This window comes from Pyxidicoccus sp. M15 (genome assembly GCF_056858435.1).
Genome location: NZ_CM166495.1, coordinates 11281706 through 11307188, shown reverse-complemented (window position 1 = coordinate 11307188; position 25483 = coordinate 11281706). Strand labels below are relative to the sequence as shown.

Annotated in this window: 24 protein-coding genes; 16 read left to right on the top strand and 8 right to left on the bottom strand. The window is 70.9% G+C overall.

From position 1 onward, the window contains the following. Positions 1-20 precede the first annotated feature (20 nt). From ACX9TP_RS41785 to ACX9TP_RS41750, 8 genes are all read left to right on the top strand, one after another. On the top strand, positions 21-2660 hold the full coding sequence (locus ACX9TP_RS41785) for a DUF5916 domain-containing protein (protein ID WP_482976270.1): 2640 nt from the start codon (positions 21-23) through the stop codon (positions 2658-2660). Between the two features lie 130 nt (positions 2661-2790). Beyond that, the gene (locus ACX9TP_RS41780; protein WP_482976269.1) at positions 2791-3672 is read left to right on the top strand and encodes a tetratricopeptide repeat protein; all 882 of its coding nucleotides are present in this window, start codon (positions 2791-2793) and stop codon (positions 3670-3672) included. A 24-nt stretch (positions 3673-3696) separates the two neighbouring features. Beyond that, a complete protein-coding gene (locus ACX9TP_RS41775; RefSeq protein WP_482976268.1) occupies positions 3697-4287 on the top strand; it encodes an RNA polymerase sigma factor in 591 nt (196 codons plus the stop codon). An 82-nt stretch (positions 4288-4369) separates the two neighbouring features. Beyond that, complete coding sequence (locus ACX9TP_RS41770; RefSeq protein WP_482976267.1) at positions 4370-5074, top strand: DUF4384 domain-containing protein; 705 nt, start codon at positions 4370-4372, stop codon at positions 5072-5074. A gap of 155 nt (positions 5075-5229) precedes the next feature. Beyond that, positions 5230-6033 (top strand): GNAT family N-acetyltransferase, encoded by an 804-nt coding sequence (locus tag ACX9TP_RS41765; RefSeq protein ID WP_482982305.1) that lies wholly within the window; start codon positions 5230-5232, stop codon positions 6031-6033. A gap of 70 nt (positions 6034-6103) precedes the next feature. After that, entirely contained in the window at positions 6104-6790 is a 687-nt protein-coding gene (locus tag ACX9TP_RS41760; protein WP_482976266.1) for an iron-containing redox enzyme family protein, read from the top strand. 95 nt (positions 6791-6885) lie between these two features. Beyond that, positions 6886-7905, top strand: coding sequence for an SPFH domain-containing protein (locus ACX9TP_RS41755; RefSeq protein ID WP_482976265.1), 1020 nt, complete (start codon positions 6886-6888; stop codon positions 7903-7905). 18 nt (positions 7906-7923) lie between these two features. After that, positions 7924-8844: a diacylglycerol kinase catalytic domain-containing protein gene (locus ACX9TP_RS41750; RefSeq protein WP_482976264.1), complete on the top strand. Its 921-nt coding sequence runs from the start codon at positions 7924-7926 to the stop codon at positions 8842-8844. A gap of 25 nt (positions 8845-8869) precedes the next feature. Here the strand turns inward: ACX9TP_RS41750 and ACX9TP_RS41745 are convergent, their stop codons facing one another. Next, positions 8870-9313: a protease gene (locus tag ACX9TP_RS41745; RefSeq protein WP_482976263.1), complete on the bottom strand. Its 444-nt coding sequence runs from the start codon at positions 9311-9313 to the stop codon at positions 8870-8872. Between the two features lie 209 nt (positions 9314-9522). After that, a complete protein-coding gene (locus tag ACX9TP_RS41740; protein WP_482976262.1) occupies positions 9523-10635 on the bottom strand; it encodes a M35 family metalloendopeptidase in 1113 nt (370 codons plus the stop codon). Between the two features lie 539 nt (positions 10636-11174). Here ACX9TP_RS41740 and ACX9TP_RS41735 point away from each other — a divergent pair. Next, positions 11175-12101, top strand: coding sequence for a TPR end-of-group domain-containing protein (locus ACX9TP_RS41735; RefSeq protein ID WP_482976261.1), 927 nt, complete (start codon positions 11175-11177; stop codon positions 12099-12101). Between the two features lie 246 nt (positions 12102-12347). Here the strand turns inward: ACX9TP_RS41735 and ACX9TP_RS41730 are convergent, their stop codons facing one another. Further along, positions 12348-12857 carry a peroxiredoxin gene (locus ACX9TP_RS41730; RefSeq protein ID WP_482976260.1) on the bottom strand — a complete coding sequence of 170 codons (510 nt, stop codon included), beginning with the start codon at positions 12855-12857 and terminating at the stop codon, positions 12348-12350. Positions 12858-13359: 502 nt separating this feature from the next. On the opposite strand from ACX9TP_RS41730, the gene ACX9TP_RS41725 reads away from it, so the two are divergent. The 7 genes from ACX9TP_RS41725 (at position 13360) to ACX9TP_RS41695 (ending at position 18578) form a co-directional block, all read left to right on the top strand. Then, positions 13360-13782: a PTS sugar transporter subunit IIA gene (locus ACX9TP_RS41725; RefSeq protein WP_482976259.1), complete on the top strand. Its 423-nt coding sequence runs from the start codon at positions 13360-13362 to the stop codon at positions 13780-13782. A 33-nt stretch (positions 13783-13815) separates the two neighbouring features. After that, positions 13816-14301: a PTS sugar transporter subunit IIB gene (locus ACX9TP_RS41720; protein WP_482976258.1), complete on the top strand. Its 486-nt coding sequence runs from the start codon at positions 13816-13818 to the stop codon at positions 14299-14301. Between the two features lie 4 nt (positions 14302-14305). Next, a complete protein-coding gene (locus ACX9TP_RS41715; RefSeq protein WP_482976257.1) occupies positions 14306-15022 on the top strand; it encodes a PTS sugar transporter subunit IIC in 717 nt (238 codons plus the stop codon). Continuing rightward, positions 15019-15786: a PTS system mannose/fructose/sorbose family transporter subunit IID gene (locus ACX9TP_RS41710; RefSeq protein ID WP_482976256.1), complete on the top strand. Its 768-nt coding sequence runs from the start codon at positions 15019-15021 to the stop codon at positions 15784-15786. Before ACX9TP_RS41715 ends, ACX9TP_RS41710 begins: the two co-directional genes overlap by 4 nt. Before the next feature lie 20 nt (positions 15787-15806). Next, the gene (locus ACX9TP_RS41705; protein WP_482976255.1) at positions 15807-16085 is read left to right on the top strand and encodes an HPr family phosphocarrier protein; all 279 of its coding nucleotides are present in this window, start codon (positions 15807-15809) and stop codon (positions 16083-16085) included. A gap of 46 nt (positions 16086-16131) precedes the next feature. Continuing rightward, positions 16132-17961, top strand: coding sequence for a phosphoenolpyruvate--protein phosphotransferase (gene ptsP / locus ACX9TP_RS41700; RefSeq protein ID WP_482976254.1), 1830 nt, complete (start codon positions 16132-16134; stop codon positions 17959-17961). 134 nt (positions 17962-18095) lie between these two features. Further along, positions 18096-18578: a hypothetical protein gene (locus tag ACX9TP_RS41695; protein WP_482976253.1), complete on the top strand. Its 483-nt coding sequence runs from the start codon at positions 18096-18098 to the stop codon at positions 18576-18578. Between the two features lie 12 nt (positions 18579-18590). On the opposite strand, the gene ACX9TP_RS41690 is transcribed toward ACX9TP_RS41695, so the two are convergent. From ACX9TP_RS41690 to ACX9TP_RS41670, 5 genes are all read right to left on the bottom strand, one after another. Beyond that, positions 18591-19109, bottom strand: coding sequence for an MgtC/SapB family protein (locus ACX9TP_RS41690; RefSeq protein WP_482976252.1), 519 nt, complete (start codon positions 19107-19109; stop codon positions 18591-18593). A gap of 11 nt (positions 19110-19120) precedes the next feature. After that, a complete protein-coding gene (locus ACX9TP_RS41685; RefSeq protein WP_482976251.1) occupies positions 19121-19726 on the bottom strand; it encodes an MXAN_6521/LA_1396 family lipoprotein in 606 nt (201 codons plus the stop codon). Between the two features lie 58 nt (positions 19727-19784). After that, entirely contained in the window at positions 19785-22502 is a 2718-nt protein-coding gene (locus ACX9TP_RS41680; RefSeq protein WP_482976250.1) for an efflux RND transporter permease subunit, read from the bottom strand. Between the two features lie 133 nt (positions 22503-22635). Beyond that, a complete protein-coding gene (locus tag ACX9TP_RS41675) occupies positions 22636-24777 on the bottom strand; it encodes a site-specific recombinase (protein WP_482976249.1) in 2142 nt (713 codons plus the stop codon). Positions 24778-24882: 105 nt separating this feature from the next. Beyond that, positions 24883-25461, bottom strand: a complete 579-nt coding sequence (locus tag ACX9TP_RS41670; protein WP_482976248.1) for an ABC transporter substrate-binding protein — start codon at positions 25459-25461, stop codon at positions 24883-24885. Between the last annotated feature and the right edge of the window lie 22 nt (positions 25462-25483).

Genomic DNA, 25483 nt, shown 5'->3' with positions numbered 1-25483 from the left:
GTGTACCGTGCGCCACTTCCATGAATCCTCGCGTCGTCCCGTTCACGCTCTGCATGCTGCTCCTGGGTGGCTCGCTGGCCCGCGCCCAGGTGCCGGGGCCTCGCCGGAGGATGACGGCGGTGCGCGTGGAGCAGCCGCCCGCGTTGGACGGCATGCTCGACGACGAGGCCTGGAAGCAGGCCACCTTCACCTCCGACCTCATCCAGAAGGAGCCGGACCAGGGTCTCCCCGCCACGCTGCGCACGGAGGTCGCATTCGTCTACGACGAAGACGCGCTCTATGTCGGCGCTCGGATGTTCAGCGACTCCTCCACGGACATCGAGACGGTGATGACGCGGCGGGACGAGAGCGGCGTGGCCGAGCGGCTCATCGTCTCGCTCGACACCTGGCATGACCGGCGCACGGCCTACAGCTTCGCGGTGACGGCCGCGGGCCAGCGCGTGGACTGGTTCCACCCGGTGGACAGCGAGTACGAGCGCGACTTCTCCTTCAACCCTGTGTGGCAGGCACGCACCCGGCTGACGGGCGAGGGCTGGGTCGCGGAGCTGCGGATTCCCTTCTCCCAGCTGCGCTTCAACGACGGGGACGAGCAGGTGTGGGGGCTCAACCTCAACCGCTACGTGCCGCGCCGCAACGAGGACGACTTCTGGGTGGCGGTGCCGCGCCACGTCACCGGCTGGTCCTCGTGGTTCGGAGAGCTGACGGGCGTGCGCGGCGTGCGGCCCTCGCGCCGGCTGGAGCTGCTGCCGTACGTGGCGGGGGACTGGCAGGTGAGCTCCGGGCGCAACCCGCGCGCGGGCACCCCCTTCGACGCGCGTCGCGACTATGCGGGCAGGGTGGGCGGCGACGCGAAGGTGGGCCTGGGCCCCAACCTCACGCTGGACGCCACGGTGAACCCGGACTTCGGCCAGCTGGAGGCGGACCCGGCGGTGGTGAACCTGAGCGCCTTCGAGACCTTCTTCGAGGAGCGCCGGCCCTTCTTCACGGAAGGGGCCCAGCTCTTCACCGGCAACGGCCCCGCGTACTTCTACTCGCGCCGCATCGGCGCCTCGCCGCGCCTGCTCGGGGATTTGCAGTCGCAGAGCGACTTCGTGGAGGCGCCCCGGGCGAGCACGCTGTGGGGCGCGGGGAAGCTCACCGGGCGGCTGGCGTCGGGCCTGTCCGTGGGGGCGCTGGCGGCCGTCACCGGCCACAGCTTCGCGGATGTCTACGACTTCGACACGGCGGAGGAGGGCCGGGTGAAGCTGGAGCCCTTCACCGGCTACGGCGTGGTGCGCGTGCAGCAGGAGCTGGGCGAGGGCTCGGTGGTGGGCGCGATGCTGACGGGTGTGAATCGCTCGCTGACGACCACGGGCCGGGGGCAGAGCCTCGCCTTCAACCTGCCCCGGCAGGCCTACACGGCGGGCGCGGACGCGTCGTTCCGGCTGGGCCCTGGCGGCGAGTACGCGCTCACCGCGTACGCGGGCGGCAGCCACGTGAGCGGCACGCGCGAGGCCATGGTGCGGCTGCAGCGCTCCAGCGCGCGCTACTTCCAGCGGCCGGACCAGTCCTACGCGCAGCTGGACCCGGAGGCCACGTCGCTGTCGGGCTACACCGCGGGCGCGGCGCTGGAGCGGGTGAGCGGCCGCAACTGGCTGTGGCTTGTGCGCGGCTACGCGGAGTCGCCGGGCTTCGAAATCAACGACGTGGGCCGGCTCCAGTCGGCGGATGACCTGGACGTGGAGCTGGGCCTCACGTACCGGGACACGGACCCGGGCCGGTGGCTGCGCGGCCTGGAGGCGACGCTGTCGCTGTACAACGACTGGAACTACGGCGGGGTGCGCCAGGCCACCAGCCTGTCGTCGACGGTGAATGCCACGCTGCCCAACTTCTGGACGGCGGAGGTGACGGCCACGTACCTGCCGCGCGCGCTGTCGGACGTGCTGACGCGCGGCGGGCCGCTGATGCAGACGGGGCAGGGCGTGGACGTCATCGCCGAGCTGTCCAACGCCTTCAGCGCGACGACGCGCTGGAGTCTGGAGGGGAAGGCGTGGCGCTACGAGACGGGCAGCCACGGCTACACGGTGGGCGGCAGCCTGGGCGTGCAGCCCACGCGGAGGCTGCGCCTGTCGGTGGAGCCGGGGCTGTCGCGCTACACGGAGGAGCCGCAGTACGTGGCCACGGTGGCCGGCGGCCGGCCGGAGACGTACGGCTCGCGCTACGTCTTCGGCGCGGTGGCGCGGCGCGAGCTGTACGCCCGGCTGCGCGCGGACTTCTTCGTCACCCCGGAGCTGAGCGTGGAGCTGTACGCGGAGCCCTTCGCGTCCAGCGGCAGCTACAGCCGCTTCGGGGAGCTGCTCCAGGCGCGGGGCCGCGCGCTGCTCCGCTATGGCGATGAGAATGTCACGCGCGAGGAGGGACAGCTGCGGGTGGTGGACGCCTCTGGGACGGCCTTCGAGGTGGATGACCCGGACTTCAACCTCCGCTCGCTGCGCAGCAACCTGGTGGTGCGCTGGGAGTTCCGGCCGGGCAGCACGCTCTTCTTCGTGTGGCAGCAGGACCGCTCCAACGAGCAGGCCCTGGGGCGCGTGCTGGAGCCGGACGCGCTGGGCAACAGCTTCTCCGCCCCGGGCAGCCACACCTTCGCGGTGAAGCTGGCCTGGTGGCTGCCGGTGAACTGACGTGCCCCCCGCGCGGGGACATCCCGGTCCCGTGCCGCGGCCGTGAGGAAACGGTGGGGCCTATCCCCGGTGAAGCGACGTGCTCTACCGTTCGGCGTGCGCTCCGCGCCTGGTTCCAGGGGAGAACTCCATGCCGCTCCGCTCACTGCGTCCGCTGTTGTTGCTGGCCTCACTGCTCGTCGGCTGCTCATCCGGCCTCCGCGTCAACGTCCTCGAGCCCGCGCGAGTGAATGTGGGCTCCTCCACGAAGCTCGTGGTGGTGCAGGCCGAGGGCCAGTCCACCGTGCAGGACGTCGTCCTCCAGGAGCTGTATCGGCAGAGCCGGCAGGACGGCTACTTCTCGTTCACGGACCGCACCCACGCGGGCGGCACCGTGACGCGCACGGGGAGCGAGGTGCAGCTGCAGGGGGACAAGGCCACCGCCCTGGAGCCGGGCGAGGTCGGCCTGCGCATCGACGTGCTCGGCTGGGACGCGGACCTGGAGAAGCGCCAGCTGGAGACCCGGGACGAGAAGGGCAAGATGAAGAAGACCCGGAAGCAGGTCTTCGTCGCGAAGCTCGTCCTGGGGGTGACGGCCTTCAACTCCTCGGGCAGGGTGCTGCTCGCGGAGGAGGAGTACTCGGGCCAGCTCGAGTCGGAGCGCGTGGACACCCTGCTGCGCATGGTGGCCGAGCAGCTGGTGGACCGCGTGCTCCGGGACATCACCCCGCGCCAGGTCTCCCACTACCTGCGCATGGATGACGAGGACGCGGCGCAGAAGGACATCGTCAAGGTGGCGGAGAAGGGCGACGTCGGGCAGGCCATCTCCCAGCTGACGGCCTACGTCGAGCAACATCCGGACAACGCGGGTGGCTGGTACAACCTGGCCGTGCTGCTGGACGCCAGCGGCGAATACGAGAAGGCGCTGGAGCACTACTCGCGAGCCATCTCCCTGACCTCCAAGGACTTTTATGTGAAGATGAAGGACGCGTGCTCCAGCCGGCTCGCGAGTCGTCAGGCGCTGCTGGAGTGACGTGGCTGTTGGGAGGTGTCGCGGTTGAGTCCGGCGTCCACCGCTCCCCGGGAAGGTCCCTCCGCGCGGGCGGTGTCTTCGGCGTCGGATGACCTGACGGCGCTCTACCGGCGCTTCGGCCCCGCCGTCCACCGCAGGGCGCTGTCGCTCACGCGTGACGCCGAGGAGGCGCTCGACGTCACGCAGGACACCTTCCTGGCGTACATGAAGGTGCGGGACACGCCGCGCGACGAGGCCTCGCCCTTCACGGTGCTGTATCAAATCGCCACGTATCGCGCGGTGGACCGCGTGCGCCGTCGCGCGCGCTGGTCCGGCCGCCTGGGCCCGCTGTCGGTGGAGGACGAGGACGCGGAGGACCGGCGCCAGGAGGCGATGACCTCGCACTCGGGAGGACTGGAGCGGGTGGAGGCCCTGCAGGACCTCGCGCTCCTCACCCAGGGCGAGGACGAGGAGGTGCTGACGGTGGCGGTGCTCTACTTCGTGGAGGGCCACACCACGGAAGAGGTGGCGCAGGTGCTGGACATGTCGCGCAAGACGGTGTCCCGGATGCTGGCGCGGTTCGCGGAGCGCGCGCGCAAGCGCAGCCTCCGGCTCACGCCCGGGGGGACGCCGTGAAGGCAATGGAGCGCCACCAGGTGGATGCGCCGGCGCCGCACGCGCGCCGCGAGGTGGAGGCCAGGATGGCGGGAGCCGCGCCATGAGCGAGGGAGCGCGCCGCATCAAGGATGCGTTGCTGGAGCGCTACCTCGCGGACGCGCTGACGCCGGAGGCTCGTCGCCAGATGGAAGCGGTGCTGGCGGAGTCGGCACCGGACCGGGAGCGACTGGAGGCGCTGCGGGCGGACTCGGCGGCGTTCCTCGTCCAGCATCCGCCCGGGCCGCTGGTGGCCCGCCACGAGGCCGCCGGGCCCGCGCGGCGGCGGCCCTGGTGGGTGCTGCTGGTGCCGGCGCTCGTGGCCACGGTGCTGGTGGTGGTGTGGCCTCGCGAGGGCCCGTACACCGTGAAGGGCACGGTGTCGCTGGTGCTGCACCGCAAGGCGGGCGACGGCAGCGCGCGGGTGGAGCCGGGCGCGACGCTGGCCCCGGGAGACGTCCTCCAGTTCGAGGTGAAGGCGGCGGAGGACGGCTACGTGGCGGTGCTGAGCCGGGACGGGCAGGGCACCGTCACCGTGTATCACCCGTTCGGCGGCACGGAGGCGGCGCGCTACCAGGCGACACGTCCGCTGCTGCCGGCCGCGATTGAGCTGGACGCGGTCCGCGGGCACGAAGAGGTGTACGCGCTGCACTCGCGCGAGCCCTTCGCCCTGGACTGGGCCGTGGCCGCGCTGAAGGAAGGCCAGCGGCTGGACGCGGTGGCGCCCCGGGGCGTGGCGGTGGAGCGCGTCGGCTTCGACAAGCGCTGACCCGGGCCCGGAAGCACCGTGAAGAAAAAAGTCCCACCGAAAATCCCCCGCGCGATGAACGAGGAGAGCGGGGGCGGTGGCGGCCTCGGGTCCTTGGGGGGCCCGTGTCGCCATGCCTGTCGGGTGCCCTCCGCCATGCAAGGGGGAAGGTGAAGATGACGACGGTACGGTGTGTGATTGCCTCGGAGCAGCGTCAGTTGGACGACGCGCTCCGGGTGCGCTGGGCGGTGTTCGGCGCGGAGCTGGGACTGCTGGGGAAGCCTCCTCCGGCGCCACGGGACGTGAGCTGCTTCGACACGCTGGAGACGACGCTCCACTTCGTCGTCTACGCCGGGGACACGGCGGTGGCGACGTCGCGGTTGCTGCTGCCGAACGCGGAGGTGGCGCGCGCTTCGGGACAGCGGCTCGGAATCGAGCTGGAGCAGAAGCTGGACCTGCGCCAGGTGGACGCGCCGGGCATGCGGCTGGCGGAGACGACGCGCTACTGCGTGCTGCGCGGCTACCGCGGCTCGGAGGTGCTGCTGCGCCTGCAGGCGGAGATGTACCGGGAGAGCCGCAGGCGCGGGGTGACGCACTGGATTGCGTCCGCGAACACGGAGACGGACTGCGCGCAGGACGCGCTCATCGCCTTCCAGGTGGCCGCCCGGATGCGGTGCGTGAGCCCCCACTGGAAGGTGACGCCGCACGAGCCCGTCCAGGCACCCGAGGTGCCCGAGGCCCCGCTGTACACGCCCGAGGAGCGCCTGCGCGCGTGCCTGGGCCGCTTCGACGGCCTGCGCCTGCCGCGCACGCTGTCCCTCTTCGCGAAGAAGCTGGGCGCACGCTTCATCGGTGAGCCCCTCTACGACGCGCGCTTCCGCCGGTACGCCACGCCGCTGGTCGCCGCCCTGGACGCGATTCCCGCCAGCACGCTGGCCTGGTTCGATGCGTTATCGGTGAGCGCCTCGCGCGCCGCCTGAAGTCCCCACCCCACCACCACTCCATTTCAACAGCGGGCGCGCCACGGGTGCGCCCGGACGGGAGAAGCACATGTTGACGGACCTCATCGTGAAGCTGGAGCAGGAGGCGAATCGTCTGGTGCGCGAGCTGGACGCCCACCCGGACGCGCGCAATCTCTTCGAGGGCACGGCGGACGCCGGCCAGTACGCCGGGTATCTCGTGCAGTCGTACCACTACGTGCGGTGGACGGCGCCGCTGCTGGGCCTCGCGGGGCGGCGCATGCAGCGGCTGGGACGCCACCCCGCGCTGGCAGGGCTGCTCGTGCAGAAGGCGAAGGAGGAGTCGGGCCACGAGCGCTGGCTGCTCTCCGACCTGCGTGCGCTGGGCTGGACGAAGGAGCAGGTGGAGGCGACGCCCGCCTGCGCGGCCGTGCGCGCGTACGTGAGCTGGAACCGCTTCACCGCGGAGGCGGGCGTGCCCACCGCCTTCCTCGGGACGGCGTACGTGCTGGAGCACCTGTCCGTGGTGCGCGCGGGGCTGGCGGCGGAGCGCCTGGTCTCGCGCGGTGCCATCCCCGACATCCGCCGCGCCGTCACCTTCCTGCGGGGCCACGCGGGCGCGGACGGAGACCACGTGGAGGAACTGGCCGGTGTGCTGGGCACCCTGCGGGACGCGGTCGAGCAGGAGGCCATCCTCCTCTCCGCCACCACGACGCGAGCCCTCTACCCGGCCCTCTTCGCCCCCGCCACCGGGGCCGCCGCCCACGACGTGGGCTGAGCACCGACACCCGCCCTCTCGCACTTCGACTTGCGAAAGTGTCCCGAAGACACTAAGAATGTGTCTACGGTACACGAAGCGGGAGGGCGGGCCCAATGTTCATCGGGTACATGAAGGCGGCACCGACGACGTACGTCATGCAGTTCGAGGGGGGAAGGGTGGTCCGCGAGGGGGCGGGGCTCTCGTTCTTCTACTGGAAGCCGGCCGCGACGCTGGTGTCGGTGCCGCTGTCGAGCGCGGACGTGCCCTTCGCCTTCAACGAGGTGACGCGGGACTTCCAGGCGGTGACGCTGCAGGGGCAGCTCACGTACCGGGTGGCGGACCCGAAGCGGCTGGCGTCGCTGCTGGACTACTCGGTGGGGGCGTCCGGGCGCTACCGCTCGGACGACCCGGAGAAGCTGGCGGAGCGACTGGTGCAGGTGGCGCAGGTGCGCGCGCGCACGGTGGTGCAGGGCATGCCGCTGCGCGAGGTGCTGGTCCACACGGACACGATTGAGGCACAGGTGCTCGCGGCGCTGGCGGTGGCGGAGCCGGTGCGGGGGCTGGGCGTGGAGGTGATGGCCTTCTCGCTCCTGTCGGTGCAGCCGACGCCGGAGATGGCGCGGGCGCTGGAGGCGGAGGCGCGCGAGGGCCTGCAGCGCTCGGCGGACGAGGCCATCTACGCGCGCCGCAACGCCGCCGTGGAGCAGGAGCGCCGCATCAAGGAGAGCGAGCTGGCCACCGAGCTGGCGGTGGAGGCGCGGCAGCGCCAGATTCGCGAGGCGAAGATGTCCGCGGACATCGCCGTGGAGGAGCAGCGCTCCGCGCTGATGGAGCGCTGGAGCCAGAACGAGCGCCAGGCGGCGGACGCGCGAGCCTACGCGCTGGAGAAGACGCTGGCGCCGGTGCGCGGCGTGGACTGGAAGACGCTGATGGCCACGTCGGCGGGGGGCGGGGACCCGGCGCTGAACATCGCGCTCGCCTTCCGGGAGATGGCGGAGAACGCGCAGCGCATCGGCGAGCTGAACGTGTCGCCGGACCTGCTGCACTCGCTGATGAGCGCGTCGGGCGGTGGCGGTGCGAAGCCCGCGCGGCCCGGGCAGGGCCACAAGCCGAACGAGCCGCGCGAGCGCTGACGCGGAGAGGGGGCGGCCATGTACGAGAAGATAGTCCTCGTCACCCGCCGCACGCGGCTGGCGGGGCTGGTGGAGCGCTTCAACACGAAGAAGCAGGCGAAGTTCTACGTGGAGCACGCGGGGCAGGACTTCGAGGAGTTCTCCCGCGAGGACGAGTCGTACCGCCGTGCCGTGGACGCGCTGCGCGACACGCTGGGCCTGGGGCTGCCGGTGCAGCAGGTGGACCGGAGCCTGGTGCCCACCTTCCTCTTCACGGGGAAGGAGGTGGTGGTGGTGGCCGGGCAGGACGGGCTGGTGGCGAACGTGGCGAAGTACGTGGGGGCGCAGCCGCTGGTGGGCGTGAATCCGGACCCGGAGCGCTTCGACGGCGTGCTGCTGCCCTACCGGGTGGCGGGGGCGCGGGGCGCGGTGCGCAAGGTGCTGGAGGGGAAGGCGGACTTCCGGCAGGTGACGCTGGCGGAGGCGCGGCTGGAGGACGGGCAGCGGCTGCTGGCCTTCAACGACTTGTTCATCGGCGCGAAGTCGCACGTGTCGGCGCGCTACCGGCTGCGCTACGGGGAGCAGGAGGAGTCGCAGTCGTCCAGCGGGGTGCTGGTGTCCACGGGGGCGGGCTCCAGCGGGTGGCTGTCGTCGGTCTTCACGCTGGCGCGGAGCCTGACGCAGCAGACGGGCGGGGTGCCGGGGCAGCCGTGGAAGCTGGCGTGGGAGGACCCGAAGCTGGCCTTCGTGGTGCGCGAGCCCTTCATCAGCCGCCACTCCGCCGCGGACGTGGTGGGCGGCTTCGTGACGGCGGAGCGCGAGCTGGTGCTGGAGTCGCGGATGGCGTCGGGGGGCGTCATCTTCAGCGACGGCGTGGAGGAGGACTTCCTCAAGTTCGGCGCCGGCGCCACCGCGCGCATCCGTCCGGCGCAGCAGCGCGCGCGCCTGGTGGTGGGCTGACGCGCGCGGCCTGCCCGGCCACCGCTCAGGGGGCGAGGACGGACGTCTCCACCTGGGGGCACTTCACCGGCAGCTCGCGGAACCCGTCCAGCGTGTGCGGCACTTCCGCCTGCTGCGTCGTCACGTCCATCAGCCGGCCCCGGAAGGTGATGAGGTAGCGGCCCGGCTGCGTGAAGTCATAGGCGAGCGCGACATTCACCCGGCCCTCCACGGAGGCGCCCGGCGCCACGGCGACGTAGTCGTCCGCGCCCGGGTTGCCGCGCTTCAGCATGGGCCCCGCGTAGGACAGCTCCGTGCCGTCGCGCGTAATCTGGAAGATGTCGTTGAGCAGCCCCTCCAGCGGCGTGTGCCAGTCGAGCACGTACTGCGGCTTCGACGTGGGGTTGCTCAGCCGGAACACCACCTCCACCGGCTCGCCCGCCTTCACCGTCTTGGGGGCACTCAGCGCGCACTCCAGCGTCGTCGCCATGGCGGACTCCTCCTGTCGCGCCGCGGTCGGCGGCGGTGTTCCCTCGGAAGAACGTGACGCGCACGCGCCACCCATGACTCCCAGGCACAGCAGCGTGACGCGACCCAGCTTTCCACGTGTCATGAAATCGAGGCTCCCGGTTCCGCGAAAAAAGAAACGGGGGCGTCGCCGCCCCCGTCCCGACTTCTCATCATGTCACCGCGCCGGAATTACGGCAGCGACGGCGTGTTCTCCGCGAAGTACTCGTGGCTGTCCGCGTTGTCCAGCGCGCGGGTGGGGTTGGAGGTGGCCAGGCTCTTGGCGGCGCTCTGGCCGTAGGCCCAGTCGTCCGTGTCCGCGACCACCGTGAAGTGGCTCAGCTCGTGGATGAGCGTGCCCGCGCGGGAGTCCGTGCCCGTGTTGGGCGCGCTCCAGAACGCGTTGCACACGTAGATGCGGTACGGCGAGTTCTTGTACACGTACGCGTAGGCGCTGTCCGAGCAGCCGCAGTCGACGACGACGGACCGGGTGTCGAGGGCGCTCTTGATGGACGTGAAGTGGGCCTTCGCGGTGTTCCAGCCGGTGCTGGTGTAGTTGCCGAACCACGTCTTGTAGCGCGAGGTGTTGCCCGGCGTGGTGTTGGTCAGGTAGCTCACCGAGTTGTTCGCGTAGGTCTTCGCGGAGTTGAACGCCGTGGTGACGGACGTCACGCGGGTGCTGGAGCAGTTCGCGGTGGACAGCGCCTGGGCGGTGACGGTGCCCGGGGTGGCCTCGGCCTCGGGGTTGGCGGAGGGACGACCCTCGATGAACACGGTCAGGCTGTCGGAGGCCAGCTGCGACACGCCGTCATGCGTGGCGTCGTGGTGCCCCGAGGAGTCGAAGCGGATGCTGTAGGTGGCCGTCTTCGACAGGTCGTAGGCGGACGCCAGGTCCACCTGGCTCGACACGCTCTGGCCCGGCGCCAGGTTCAGGTAGTCCGTCGCCTGCGGCGCGGCCCACTTGTAGTGGCGGCCGTTGTACTCCACCGAGACGCCGTCGGCGGTGACCTTGAACAGGTCCTCCTTCAGCCCGTCCACCGCCGTGTGCCACTTGAGCAGGCGCACGGTGCGCGACGAGACGTTCGTCATCGTCACCGACACCAGCACGTTGTCACGCGCGGCCAGGGAGGACTTCTCCACCGACAGCTTCACCGCCACATCGCCCGCGACCGCGTCCTGCACGGTCTCGTTCGACTCGAGCGCGTCTCCGGCACGCTCCTCCGGCGCTCCGCAAGCACCCAGCAGGGACACGCTGGCAACTGCACCAATCCACCAATTGAGGCGACCGCGGGGGTTCAGGCTCATGTCGGGGACTTCCTTTCGGCTCGGGGGGAACTCAGCGGCGGCGCGGCGGCGGCGAATGCCGGCCTGTCGCGCTATTCCGTTTATATCGAGCTGAAACCAGTCCCGTCCAGGGTCCACATGTTACGTGATGTTACGAGCGCTGCCGCCGCAGGTGGCTACGAGTGCGCATAGGTGACGACCATCATCACCAGTCCGAACAGCTGCACCGCCATCAGCGGGCTGACGGCGAGGACGACGACGTCGAAGAAGCTCTCATCCGGGGTCTTCATGACCGTGCTCTCCCTGCCTCGCGTGTGTCGCGTGGCACTCCTCGCTTGAGCAAGGCCCGGGCCAGCGCGTGACGCATGCGGCGTGGCGCGCATGAAGTGAAGCACTTCGCGGGGTTGCGCCCGGGGCACCACCCTTCGGGCGAGGCTTCAACACGCGTGCGGGACAATGTGTCAGCGGCGCGTGTTCGCGCGTGGGACGTGGGCGTGCGGCTCCGGCATTGCGGTTCTTGAAGTGGCGTCAAGGTCGCTTCGGACCCCTAGACTGCCGCCATGCGAATTCCCACTTCCGCCTTGTTGCTCGTCCTCGCCGGCGCGTGCGCGCATGCGCCGGCCTCCACGGAAACCTCCGCCGCCGCGGCGCAGACGCCCGCGAAGGCGCCTGTCGCGGAGCTGCCGTTCATGGAGCCGCCCGCGGCGCCGATGCCCGGCTGGCAGCTCGTGAAGCGCGGGGACGCGTTGATGAGCGAGAGCAGGTACGCCGAGGCGCTGGCGGAGTACACGCGTGCGATGGACGCGGGGAACACGAACCGCAACACCGCGTACTCCGCCGCGTGCGCGCTCGCGCTGCTGGGGAAGAAGCAGGAGGCGCTCGACCAGCTGTCGCGCGCGGCGGAGTGGGGCTTTCGCGACGTGAGGTGGATGCAGCAGGACGAGGACCTGGCCTCGCTGCGCACGGAGCCGGCCTTCACCGCGCTGGCGGCGCGAATCCCCACGCTCCCGGAGAAGGACCCTGCGGCCCATGCCGAGCTGAAGCGGATGTTCACCGAGGACCAGGCGGACCGCTCGCCGCCACCGGCCTCTCCGGAGGCGTGGAAGGCCGTCACGGCGCGCGACGAGCAGCGCCGCGCGCGGGTGAAGGAGCTGGTGGCCGCTGGTGAGCTGAAGGAGGGCGCGGACTTCCTCGCCGCCGGGTTCATCTTCCAGCACGGCAACACGCTGGAGGACTACGCCATGGCGCGGGAAATGGGCGCGGAGGCCGCGCGCCGCGGCCATCCCGGGGGCCTGTGGCTGGCCGCCGCCGCGTGGGACCGCTGGCTGATGCACGCGGAGCGGCCGCAGCGCTTCGGCACGCAGTACCGGGGTGACATGCAGACGAAGCAGATGAAGCTCTACACGGTGGACCCGAGCGTCACCGACGAGGAGCGCGCACGCTGGGGCTTCCCGCCGCTCGCGGAGATTCCCACCTCGCTTCGGTAGCCCGTGCGTCTCGTGGCGGCCCGCACGCTCCGGGCCGCGCGCTCCGGGCTCATTCCGGGCCGCGCGCTCCGGGCTCATTCCGGAGTCGCTCGCGCCGGGCCGCGCGCTCCGGGCTCATTCCGGAGCCGCGCGCTCCGGGCCGCACGCTCCGGGCTCAATCCGGAGCCGCGCGCTCCGGACTCATTCCCGGCCCGGGGCGCGGGCGCCTGTCTCGTGGCGGACGCGCCCGCCCGGTGCCGCCAGCGCCTACTTCGCGGCGGAAGCCCCCGTCGCCGCATCCCCCTCGCGAGCGAGCGTGCGCACCAGCTCCAGCGCGCGCCGCACGTGCTCGCCCACGCGCAGCTGCGACTCGAACGCGTGACGGATGACGCCCTTGTGGTCCACCACGAAGGTGACGCGTCCGGGGATGAGCCCCAGCAGGGAAGGGGGCACGCCGAACGCGTCGCGCGCCGCGCCGTCCGAGTCGCTCAGCAGCACGAAGGGCAGCCGGTGCTTCGCGGCGAAGCCCTCGTGCGACGTCACCGAGTCTCCGCTGATGCCCACCACCTCCGCGCCCGCGGCCACGAAGTCCTCGTACTGGTCCCTCAGGCTGCACGCCTGCGCGGTGCAGCCCGGCGAGTCATCCTTCGGGTAGAAGTAGACGACGAGCACCTTCTGCCCCAACAGGTCGCGCAGCCGCACCGGGCGGTCTCCCGCCCCCTTCAGGGTGACATCGGGGACAACATCTCCTTCCTTCAGCAACTTCGACCGCGCCATGACGCCTCCATCCGCCCCGGGACGTCACACCGGCGCGTGCGATGCGCTGGATGCTGACGAGTGACTCACAAGTCAATCCATTCACGCCCCCAGGGCGTCAGGGGGGACCCAGGTGCGAGGCCCCGGGCGCACGGCTTCAGCGGAAGTCATATGAGTCCCCTCTATCGTTCCGGCCGCCACTCGTTTAATAGGGCGCTTGCTTCCCTGCTGTACGGGCGGTGGGTCGGGGTGGGTGGAGTGAAGGCGACGGCGCGCATCGCGCAGGTATCAGCAGCATCCGATAAGGTGTGGGGGGAGCGAAGTCGCTCCCCCGTCCGGCAGGCGACAGCCCTGCACGCGGCCGGACCCGAAATTTCGGGCATGGGAGCCACTGTCGTCTTACCTTTCGACACAGGAAGTGGGAGCGTGGGTCTGGGGTTCAGGGCGGAAACTTTCGCCGGAGTTGCGCAACGCGGCGTTCAGGCGTAGACCGCAAACTTCGGGGGGTTGGTCAGGAGCGGACATGGTCGGCCTCGTCGTCGCATCGCACGGGCGTCTAGCGGAGGAGCTGGTCTCCACTGCGGAGCAGATCGTGGGAAAGCTTCCCGCGGTGGCAACCTGCAACATCGAGCCGGGGACTCCCGTCGAGGAGCTCCGCGCGAAGATGAAGCAGGCGATTGCCCGCGTGGATGAGGGGGAAGGTGTCATCATCCTCGCCGACCTCTTCGGCGGCACTCCCTGCAAGGAGTCGCTGATGATGTGTCAGCGGATGAACCTGGAGGTCCTCGCCGGCGTCAACCTGCCCATGCTTCTCAAGGCGAACTCGCTCCGCAACGAGCAGCTGTCCCTTCCGGAGATGGCCAACCAGCTGGCTTCCCATGGCCAGCGCAACATCACCTGCGCATCCGCCCTGCTTCGCGAGGCCCAGCAGCAGCCGCGAACTTGACGGACCCGCGCGGGTCGGCGATTCGAGACTGCCGTGATCACCCTGGTCCGCGTCGACAACCGCCTCATCCATGGTCAGGTCGTCGAGGCCTGGCTGCCCTTCCTCAAGGTCTCCCGCGTCGTCGTCGCGGATGACGAGGCGGCCTCCAGCCCCCTCATCCGGGCGGCCATGGCCCTGGCCGTCCAGAGCGCCATCGAGGTGCAGATCCTCCCGCTGGCCCAGGTGGACTTCGCCGCCCTCTCCAAGGACGGGGTGCGCACCCTGGTGCTCCTGCGGGACGTGGCGGCCGTGCCCTTCGCCTTCGCGCACGGGCTGTCCATGGACGAGCTGAACCTGGGCAACGTGCACTTCGGCACCGGGCGCCGGCAGGTGTCCCCGTCCGTCTTCCTGGCGGAGGCGGAGCTGAAGACGCTCCAGCAGATGTCCGAGCAGGGCGTGCGCGTGGAGGCCCGGGCGGTGCCCTCGGAGAAGCCCGTGGAGCTGCTGGACCTCTCCGACCGGTGGGCGAAGGCCGGGTGAGCGTGTGAGCGTCGTCTGGACCCAGGTGGCGCTCGCGGGGCTGTGGGGCGGACTGGTGGCCTTGGAGCGCAAGGCGTTCCTGCAGGCCATGCTGTCGCGCCCCCTCGTGGCCGCCACCATCATGGGGCTGCTGCTGGGGGACGTGCCCTCCGGCCTGTCCGTGGGGCTGCTCCTGGAGCTGTTCTTCCTGGGCACCGCCAACCTGGGCGCCGCGCTGCCGGAGAACGACACGCTGGCGGCCACCGGCACCAGCGCCGCCGCCGCCACCCTCACCGCCGCCACCGGCGCGGGGTCCACGCCGGCCATCTGGTCGCTCGCCGTGCTGCTGTTCATCGGCCTGGGGCGGGTGGGGCGCCGCGGAGACAGGCTCCTGGAGGGCTACACGGCGCGGCTGGCCCGGGTGGCGCTGGCCTCCGCCGAGGCCGGCAACCTCACGCGCGCCGTCCGGCAGAACCTGTGGGGCATGTGGCCGCACTTCGTGCTGTACGGCGCCCTCACGTCGCTGTGCGCGCTGGCGGGCTTCTTCGTGGAGCCGCTGCTGCAGGCGCTGCCCCCCGCGGTGATTCGCGGGCTGGCGTGGGCGTGGCCGGCCATGGCCTCGGTGGCGGCCTCGCTCGCGGCGCAGGGCAGCCACGCGCGGCGCGCGCCCCTCTACGCGGCGCTGGGCGCGGCGGCGGTGACGGTGGCGGTGGTCCTCCTGCTGCTCCAGGAGCACCGGTGAGCGCGCCCGACCTGCCCCTGCCGCCGTGGGTGCTGCTGCGCGTCTTCCTGCGCTCGCTCTTCCTCCAGGCGTCGTGGAACCCCAAGGGCATGCAGAACCTGGGGCTGGCCTACGCCGTCTACCCCGCCCTGGCGCACCTGTACCCGGACGGCTCCGCGCGCGAGGAGGCGGTGCGCCGCCACCTCGTCTTCTTCAACACCCACCCCTACGTGGCGGCGGCCATCGTCGGCGGCGTCGTCAACCACGAGGTGCGCATCGCCCGGGGGGAGGAGACGCCGGACAAGGTCGTGGCCTTCAAGGCCGCGCTGATGGGGCCGCTGGCGGCGCTGGGCGACGGCTTCTTCTGGCTGTCGCTCAAGCCGGCGGTGGGGGCGGTGAGCGCGGCCATGGTGCCGCTGCTGGGCGTGTGGGCGGTCCCCCTCTTCCTGGTGCTCTACAATCTGGTGCACGTGCTGTTGCGCGTGCGGCTGTACTGGCTGGGTCTGTCCCTGGGAGACCGGCTGGTGGAGGCGGTGGCCCGGGCCAACCTCCCGTCCCGGGGGGCGAAGCTGCGGGCGGTGGCGGCGACGAGCGCGGGCGGCCTGGCCGCCTGGCTGTCGGTGTCCTTCGGGACCAACGCGGGAGGGGCCCGTGCGCCCTTCCTGGCGGCCGGGTGTCTGGCCCTGGGGGTGGCGTCCTACGTGCTGGTCAGCCGTCGGGTGCCGAACTACGTGGTGCTCTACCTTGCCGCGGGGCTGGCCTGCGCGGCGGGAGCATTCCTTTAAGAAGAGAGGTGGGAGTCGCGATGGCAACCGTGGCCGAAGGGACATACGAGATCATCAACGCGCTGGGGCTGCATGCCCGGGCCGCGGCGCAGATGGTCAAGGTGGCCAACCGCTTCAAGAGCGAGGTCACCCTCGAGGCCCAGGGCCAGCGGGCCAACGCCAAGTCCATCATGGGGGTGCTGATGCTCGCGGCGGCCCAGGGCACCCAGGTGAAGGTGACGTGCAAGGGGGATGATGCCGACGCCTGCCTCCAGGAGTTGGCAAAACTCATCGGGGACCGTTTCGGCGAGGCCCAGTGACGGGTGAGAATGCGAACGCGGTAGAGCCAAGGGAGAAGATGGGAACGTGAGCAGCCAGGCCACACCCACCCTGAGGTTGTTGGGCATCGGCGCCTCTCCTGGCGTGGCGGTGGGCCACGCCTTCATCCTGGACCGCAAGCGCATCCGCACCCCCAAGCTCCGGCTGGCCGAGGCAGAGGTCGAGCCCGAGCGGATGCGGATGAAGACGGCGATTGATTTGTCCGACCGCCAGCTCGCCGAGCTCAAGGACCAGATTACGCGCACCGAGGGCAGCGACCACGCCCTCATCCTGGAAGCCCACCGGCTGATGCTCCACGACCCGATGCTCGTGGACGAGGTCAACCGGCTCATCATCGACGACCGCATCAACGCCGAGTGGGCCGTCCGGCGGGTGGCGCGCAAAATCAAGCACCTCTTCGACAACATCCCCGACGAGTACTTCCGCGAGCGCCGCTCCGACGTGGACTACGTCGCGGACCGCATCATCCGCAACCTGATGGGCCAGGTGGTGGACGAGGAGGTGGAAGTCCCCGCCGAGGCGATTGTCGTCGCCCACGATTTGTCCCCCGCGGACGCGGCGCTGATGGCGCGCAGCGGGCGGGTGGCGGGCTTCGTCACGGACCTGGGCGGCCAGACGAGCCACACGGCGATTGTCGCGCGGGCGCGCGAGACGCCGGCGGTGGTGGGCGCCGGCCGGGCCAGCGAGCAGATTTCGCCGGGCGACCTGGTGGCCATGGACGGCATCCGGGGCGTCATCCTCGTCAACCCGTCCGACGAGCAGCTCGCCGTCTTCCGCGAGGACCAGCGCCGCTACCAGGAGGGCGAGCGGCTGGCGCTGACGACGAAGGACCTGCCGGCGGTGAGCACGGACAGCTACCGCATCCGGCTCTACGGCAACATGGAGTTCCTGGAGGAAATCCCCTCGCTGCTGGCGCACGGCGCGGAGGGCATCGGCCTGTACCGCACCGAGTTCATGTTCCTGGACCGGAAGACGGCGCCGACGGAGGAGGAGCACTACCGCGCCTACCGGCAGGTGCTGGAGGCCATGGGCGGGCGCCCCGTCACCATCCGCACGTTGGATTTGGGCGGCGACAAGGTGCCGGGCAAGACGAAGCACGAGAAGGAGCCCAACCCGGCCATGGGCCTGCGGGCCATCCGCTACTGCCTGTCCAACCGGGAGCTGTTCCGCACGCAGCTGCGCGCCCTGCTGCGCGCCAGCGTGCACGGCAACCTGCGGCTGATGTTCCCGCTCATCTGCGGCGTCAGCGAGCTGCGCGAGGCGCGCAGCGAGCTGGAGGCGTGCCGCACGGCGCTGGGCCGCGCGGGCGTGCCCGTGGGCAAGCGCTTCCCGGTGGGCATCATGGTGGAGACGCCGAGCGCGGCGATGATTGCCGACCGGCTGGCGCAGGAGGCGGACTTCTTCTCCATCGGGACGAACGACCTCATCCAGTACTCGCTGGCCATCGACCGCCAGAATCGCGAGGTGGCCTACCTCTACCGGCCGCTGCACCTGTCAGTGCTGCGCATGCTGCGGACCATCATCGACGCGGGCAAGGCGGCGAACATCCCGGTGTCCATGTGCGGCGAGATGGCGGGAGACCCGCTGTACACGCTCGTGCTGCTGGCGCTCGGCTTCGACGAGCTGTCGATGACGTCGGGACAGATTCCGGTGGTGAAGCGCTTCATCCGCCGGGTGAGCCGCGCGGATGCCGTGGAGCTGCTGAAGGGCGCCATGGAGCTGACCACCGCGGAGGAAATCGAGCGCTACGTGCGCACGGAGATGGACCGCCGCTTCGCGGAAGTCATGGAGCCGCCCTCCCACCCCGGCGAGCCCGAGCCCGCCGAGCACCAGCCCACGGACCGCACCACGGGCTGACAGCCCGCCTCCCTCCCCGCCGTGGGGGGAGGCAGGGCCCGCCCGCCCGGACGCGGGGCGGGGAGGGGGATGCCGGAGGCTTCCCACCATGCCCAGTTTTCCCCAGGACGCGTACACGACTCCGGGGGGCGAGCATGTTCAATCCAGCGAACATCCACATGGGCATGACGGCGAGGGACCGGGACGGCGAGGTGGTGGGCACCGTCATCTCCGTGGACGCCGGAGGCTTCTTCGTCGGGAAGGGCCGCTACTTCACCCGGGACTTTCGCGCGGCCTTCTCGGACGTGATGGACCTGGACGGGGACGACGTCTACCTGCGCGAGGCCGTGTCGGACATGCCGGGGGTCGACCCGGCGGCCCTGTCCGACGGGCGGCGGGGCGTGAAGGCCCCGGAGCGGGCGCTGGAGCACGACCTCACCGGAGGCCTGGGGCTGGCGCCGGAGGACGTGGAGCCGGGCGCCCCGGCGCACCGCGGGGGCGACGCCGTCCGCGAGGTGGACCCGGCGGTGGTGGCGGTGCGGCAGCCGCCCGGGAGGATGGAGCGGCGGGCGCGGGACGAGGACGAGCCGCCTCGCCGCGAGGCGCCGTCCGACATGGACCCGAGCACGCGCCGCTGAAGCACGGGCCGCTCATTTCCCGTCGCGGGGCGGGGGCTCGGAGTGGAGGGAGGCGGCGACGTCCTCGTCCGCCTTCAGCCCGCGCCGGGTGCGGTAGCGGTGGATGGCGCGCTCCAGGGGGCGCAGGCCCACCAGGCACAGCATGGCGATGGCCATGGTGGTGACGGCCGCCATGAAGAAGCCCAGCCCCGCGGCCAGGCCCACGGAGGCGGTGAGCCACAGGTTGGCCGCCGTCGTCAGCCCCTTCACCTGCCCGCCGTGGCGCAGGATGACGCCCGCGCCCAGAAAGCCGATGCCCACCACCACCTGGCTGGCGATGCGGCCGATGTCACCCCGCGTGCCCTCGGGGGCCTCCGCGCCGAGCACCACCTCGACGAAGACGCTGGCGAGGGTGAAGCAGCACGCACCCAGGGACACGAGGATGTGGGTGCGCAGGCCGGCGTCCTGACCGCGCACCTCACGCTCCAGGCCCAGCACACCGCCGAGCAGCGCGGCCAGGGCCAGCCTCAGGGCGATGGTCTTCTCATCCACGGGGGACGAGCCTACTCACCCAGCTCTATCTTCTCGTCCTTGTCCTCGTCGGTAAGTTGGGGATTGGGCAGCGTGTCCAGCGTGGCCCGCAGCAGCTTCGCGGAGGGCACCACGTAGGGGCGCACCTCCTCGCCCAGCTCCTCGACGTACTGGGCCACGCGCTGCTCGTAGTCCTCGTCCTTGGAGCCCCAGCTCCCGCCGGCCTCGGCGGCCCAGACCTCCTCGCCGTCGCGGCACCGCGTCAGCCGCGCCTTGACCGAGGCCTCCGCGCCGTCGTCCTTGCCCTTGAGGGCAATGCTCGGGTCCAGCCAGAGCACGCCCTCCACGCCCTCCACGCACAGGCCCTTGAAGGACGTGTCCCCGGGCCGCTCGGGCAGCGCCAGGTTGGACTTCACGATGAAGTCCCGGTTCTGGTTCACCCACTGGCGGGCCAGGAGGCTCCACAATTCGCCCACCGCGGGCATGCCGTTCGGCAGGGGCTGTGTCACCACCACCAGCCGCTTCACCTGCTGCTTGTCCACCTGCTCGTAGTCGGGGCGCACCCGGTGGCTCTTCACCGTGGAGCACGCGGACAAAAGGCCCAGCCCGAGCACGGGCAACAGTCGCTTCGTGTTCATGTCCCTCTCTCCCAGCCCCCTTCGTGGGAAGGGGGCCTCCTTCGAGCACACCGCGGCTTCAGGCCGCCTTCGTCTCGCTGCTCGCGTCGCCGCTGGACGTGCCGCCCGTCCCGGGCGCCGCGCCGGCCTCGCGCTGCCGGCGGTCATGCATGAGCTGCATCACCGCGGCCAGCACCGTGAAGGACACCACCAGCGTGGTGATGAGGCCGATGCACGCCACCAGGCCCATGGAGCGCAGGCCGTTGTGGGCGGCGGCCAGCAGCGCCGCGAAGCCCGCCACCGCCGTCAGCGTGGAGGACGCCACCGCCGCGCCCACGCTGCGCAGCGCCACCAGGGGCGAGGTGCCCTCCAGGAAGCGGTGCAGCAGGTACAGGCCGTGGCTCACGCCGAAGCCCAGCAGGATGGGCAGGATGATGATGTTCATGAAGTTCAGGCGCAGGTCCGTCAGCGACATGATGCCCAGCATCATCGCCACGCCCACCCCGAGCGGAATCACCGACGCCAGCGCCAGCTTCGCGTTGCGGAAGTCCAGGAAGTGCATCAGCAGGATCCACAGCGCGGTGAGCACCACGGTGACCTTGCCGTCCCAGAGCACGATGCTCGCCAGCTTCGCGTACAGCTGCGTGGCGCCCGCGGCGCGGAACTCCTTCTGGGTCGTGGGGCCCTGCGCGTCCCAGGCGTCCTTGTCGAACGCGCCCGGCGAGTACGTGGCGCGGATGGAGCGCGTCTCGTCCGCGAACTGCATCATCTTCTTGCCGTCCAGCAGGTCCACGCTCGCGTAGATGTACGTGAGGTAGCCCTGGTTCTCCGGCTGCGCGGTGGGCAGGTTCTTGAACTGGGCGGTGTAGTTGGCCGGCACGCCGTGGACGTCGAAGGGCTTGGCGTCCAGCACCTTCTTGAAGAACTCGGCCTTGTCCTGCATCTCCGGCGGCAGCGCGGCGGTGGAGAAGCCCTCCGCCTCCAGCTGCGCCATCTCCGCCTTCCACTCCTCGAGCACCTTCGCGTTGGCCTCGGCCGTCTTCGCGGGCGGCACGAAGGTGAAGATGCTCACCACCTGGTCGATGGACGGGTACTTCTCCGGGTGCTGCGTCAGCTCCCGGTAGACACCTTCGGCCTGGTCCAGGTCCTTGGTGTAGATGGCCATCGGGTCGCTGGAGATGTTGAAGCGCTCGTTGATTTCGTCCTGGAGCACCACGGAGGACATGCCGTCCGGGATGAGCGCGCGGGTGTTGTAGTTGAAGCCCACGCCGTACTTGAGGCGCTCGAGGAAGCCGAGCTTCACGCCCTTGGGCGCCTCCGCGTCCAGGCCCGCCCAGGGCACCGCGGCGGCGCAGATGACGGCCACCGCGAGCGAGCTGATGGCCAGCACCAAGCCCGGCTTCGGGATGCGCAGCTCCTTGCCGGTGGCGGCGGAGGTGTTGGGCGGCGGCTTCATGACGCCGATGAGCTTCTGCGGCAGGGCCGGGTTGATGCGGCCCGCCAGCGACAGCAGCGCCGCGCTCCACAGGAACAGCGTGAGGCCGAGGATGAGCGTGCCGCAGCCGGCCAGGAAGCCGAACTGGCTGAAGCCGCGGAACTCGCTGACCATCAGCACGAAGAACGAGCCGCCCGTCACCACCGCGGCCACCGCCGCCGGGCGGCCCGCGTTGACGAAGGCGTCGCGGATGGCCACGTCGTACGGCTTGCCCGCGCCCAGCTCCAGCCGGGTGCGGAACATGAAGTGGATGCCGTAGTCGATGCCGAACCCCATCAGGATGCCGCCCAGGATGGAGGTAATCATGTTCAGCTCACCCACCGTCGCGTAGGTGAAGCCGAGCGTATAAATCGTCCCAATCACCGTGCCGCTCACCACGATGAACGTGGGCGCCAGCTTCCGGAAGAAGACGATGGTGATGAGGAAGATGGCCACCAGCGCGATGACCGTCACCGGCTGGAGCGACTCTTCAATCGCGAACGAGTCGTCCACCGTCGTCTTGTAGGAGCCGGTGAAGCCGTAGGCGATGGTGGTCGCGCCCTTGCCGTCCTTCGAGCCGTCGCGCTTGAAGGACTCCTTGTCGTAGTCCTCGACCAGCTTCACCTTGCCGGGCTGGGCGGAGTACGCGTCCAGCTGGCCCTTGAGCTTGTCGAGATACTCCTTCGTCTTGCCGATCTCCGTGGTGTCCCACATCGGCTTGATGAGCATCAGCACCATCTTCTTGTCGGTGGAGATGTTGTAGTCGTCGCGGATGCTCTTCTTGCCGACGGAGGAGTACTTGTCGACGAGGTCCTGCATGTCCAGCTCGACGGGCTTGGAGCCGCCCAGGTCGATGAAGAACGGGTTGCTGCGCTTCAGCTTGTCGCGCAGGAAGGCCATGATGCGGCGCTTGCCCTCGACGAGGTCCTCGGTCTTCACGAAGAGGACCATGTTCTGCTGGATGAACTCGACGGGCAGCTTGTAGGAGACGTTGCGGACGTTCTCCTTGTCCGCCTCGAGCATCTTCGCGAGGTCATCCGCGGTGCTCTTCATGGCGGCCTCGTCCGAGGAGCGCAGGGCGAGCATCAGGAAGCCGCTGCCGCCCACCATGTCGATGACCTGCTTGACGTCCTTCACCTCCTGCAGGTCCTGGGAGATGAGGTCGAGCTGGTTGGAGTTGATGCGCAGCTTCGACGTGCCCCAGGCGGACAGGCCCAACAGGGCCAGCAGGACCAGGAGGACCGCCCCGGGCCGGCGAACCAGCAGGCCGGCGAAGGCGTAGGCGAAGCGGGAGTGGGAGTTCGGGTTTCGGGCGCCGCTCATGCGGCGGCGACCCTACCGGCAAAAGCCCCCGTCAGGAAGCAGAGCCCGTCCGCCCGGCCGTTCCCCGGCCGCGGGCACGCCGGGAATAATTCGTCATGCGCGTGTCACGGCGGGCAACCGGGCCGCCCGTTCTTCAGGGCGCCGGCGGCACGGACACCCGGAGCACGTCGGGCGCGGTGTCCCGGGGCGGCAGGAGGAAGGAGCGGGGGGCCTTCACGAGGTGGGCGGCCAGCGCGCGCAGCAGGGGCAGGGCCTCGCGGGTGGGCACGTCCCGCGCGCGCAGGGCCACTCCCAGGGCGAGCGAGAAGGAGACGGTGAAGTTGAGCAGGCCGGTGAGCGCCGCGCCCGCCAGCGCGGCGAGGAAGTCCGGCTGGAGCACCGCGTCCGCGCCCAGCGTCCCGCCGGCGATGGCCAGCGAGCCGAGCACGAAGGTGACGTGGCGCACGTCCAGCGTCAGGCCGAAGAACCGGCCCACCACGGGCATCAGGGCCAGGAGGAAGCCCAGCGTCACGTTGACGCCCAGGCCGGAGGCGGCGTGCTGGAACCCGGAGGCCAGCCGGCTCGCGCCGGCCTCGCCCAGCAGCCGGCGCAGCACGCGGTGGTGCGCGAGCGCCTCCGGCAGCCGCCGGTACACCACGAAGTTCTCCAGCCACCCGCCGGCCACGCTGCTCAGCCACAGCAGCACGCCGGTGAGGGCCGCGAAGACGAGCGTGCCGCTCTTCCACGGGTGCATCGACGCCACCGTGGCCTGGGCCTTCGCCGGCGTGAGGAAGGTGTGGCCCGTCACCGCCTGGTACGCCAGGGCCAGGGCCAGCGCCGCAGGGGCCACGACGCCGAGGTTGCCCGCGAAGGCCGCCAGCTGCGAGCGGGTGATGCGGGGGATGAGCTCCACCAGGCTCGCCAGCCGCTCGCCCCGCGCGCCCTCGCCCACCGCGCCCGCCAGCGTGGCCGCCGTCACTGACGGCTGCTTGGTGGCCAGCGTGAAGCCCAACAGCTGGATGAGGAGGAAGCCCAGGGCGTAGTTGAGGCCGGTGCCCAGCACGAGGAAGAAGGGGGCCAGCGCCAGCCCGGAGATGACGAACTTCATCGCCACCGCCGCGGCCGTCACCAGCCCGCCGCCCGCCGCCGAGTGCACCATGGCGTGGAACTCGGCGCGGGAGCTGGTGATGTAGTGCTCGCCGGAGTGGCCGGCGCGCTCGATGATTTTTCGCGCCAGCATCCGCACGTTGCGCTTCGCCAGCTCCACGACGGAGCGGTCCGCGTGCGCGCGCCGCAGCAGGTCCACCAGCAGCGTCATCGCCTCGCGCCAGCGGGGCTCGCCGCGCGGCGCGCCCAGCACCCGGGCGATGGCCTCCATGCGCTCCAGGCTCCGGCGGATGCGCTCCAGCCGGTACACCAGGTCCACGCTGACGCCCGCGTCCTCCAGGTGGCGCGACACGCTGGACACCACCTGCCGGCAGTCCGCCACGCAGGTGGACAGGTCGCGCAGCGTGTCCTGCGCCGCGTCGCGCGCGAGCACCGCGTCGCACACCATGCGCAGCCGCAGGAAGGGCGAGCCCCGGAAGGACGTCTCCGGGCTGCGGTCCCTCACGTCCTCGGCGGTGCCCAGCCCGGCCGTCTGCACCGCCAGCAGCAGCAGCGCGTCCAGCATGTCCGCGCGCACGCGGGCGGCGGGCACCGGCTCCGGTGGGCGCGCGTCACCCACCAGCGACGCCAGCTTCGCCAGCAGCGCCGGGGACAGCGCGGCCAGCCAGTCCGCGTCGGCGGGCACGGGGAACAGGCGCAGGAGCAGCTCGGACAGCTTGCCCGGCTCGGGGGGCGCGGGGAGCAGCGCGCGCGCCAGCCGGTCGGAGGCCTCGGAGAAGAAGCCCTGGCCCGCGGGCAGTCCCACCTGGGCGAAGAGCTTCAGCCCGCGGCTGCCGTCGCACACCGCGGACACCAGCCGGGTGACGGCGACGCGCATCGCGTTCTCGCCCTCCATCACCCGCACCATCAGTGTCAGGCGGCTGTCCGCGGCGGACAGCGGGGGCTCGTCGGCGTCCACCAGGGCATGGGCGGGGATGCGCTCGTGCAGCCACAGCATCCACCGCTCCACCCACTCCAGCCGCGCCTCCAGGCCGCCCTCGGGCACGTCGCACAGGAGCCGGTACAAGTCGCGGACGGCGGGGTTGCCCGGAGAGCGGGGGGCGTACTGGACGCAGAAGGCGTCCACCTCGCGGGCGGACGGGCCGGTGCTGCGAACAGGTGGGGGCTGGACGGGGGCGGGGGCGGTCATCGGCCAGTCGCTCGGGGGGAGCGAGAGCCTATTCGATGACGCGCCGCACCGGAACCCTTCCGGTGGCCGGGCGCCTGGTGGCCCGGCCGCCGGGTGTGGCAGGGACTACTTCTTCTGCACCTTCGCCAGCTCCGTGCGCATGCGCGTCAGCAGCAGCTCCCACCCGCCCTGGGCGAGCAGCGGCTGCACCTGCGTGTCGCGGATGTCCTGGAGCATGGAGGAGCCGAGCACCGTCACGTCCACCACCTTCCACGCGGCGGCGTCCTTCGCCAGGCGGTACTTCAGCTTCATCTCCTGCGTCTTCAGCGGGTGCTTGATGAAGATGGTGGAGGCCACCGTCGCCTCGTTGCCCTTCACCTCGGCGGGCTCGTAGGTGATGGAGTCCAGGTTCTTGAAGTTCTCCCGCACGCGGGGGAAGGCGATGCCCGCGAAGAGGCCCTGGAACAGCTCCACGAACTCCTTGCGCTGGGCGTCCGTGCCCTTGGCCCAGGAATCACCGAGCAGGAACTTCCCCTGCTCCTCGCTGCCGAAGTGCTTGAGGGCGGCCGCGTCGCGCTCGTAGCGCACGGACTGGACCACCGTCTTGACCGGCTTGGCGACGGCTTCGTCCTTCGGCGCGGCGAGCGCGGGGACGGCGAGGGCCATGACGGCCAGGAAGGTGACGGTACGGAAGCGGGCGTTCATGTCGGGCGGTCCTCCAGGAGGG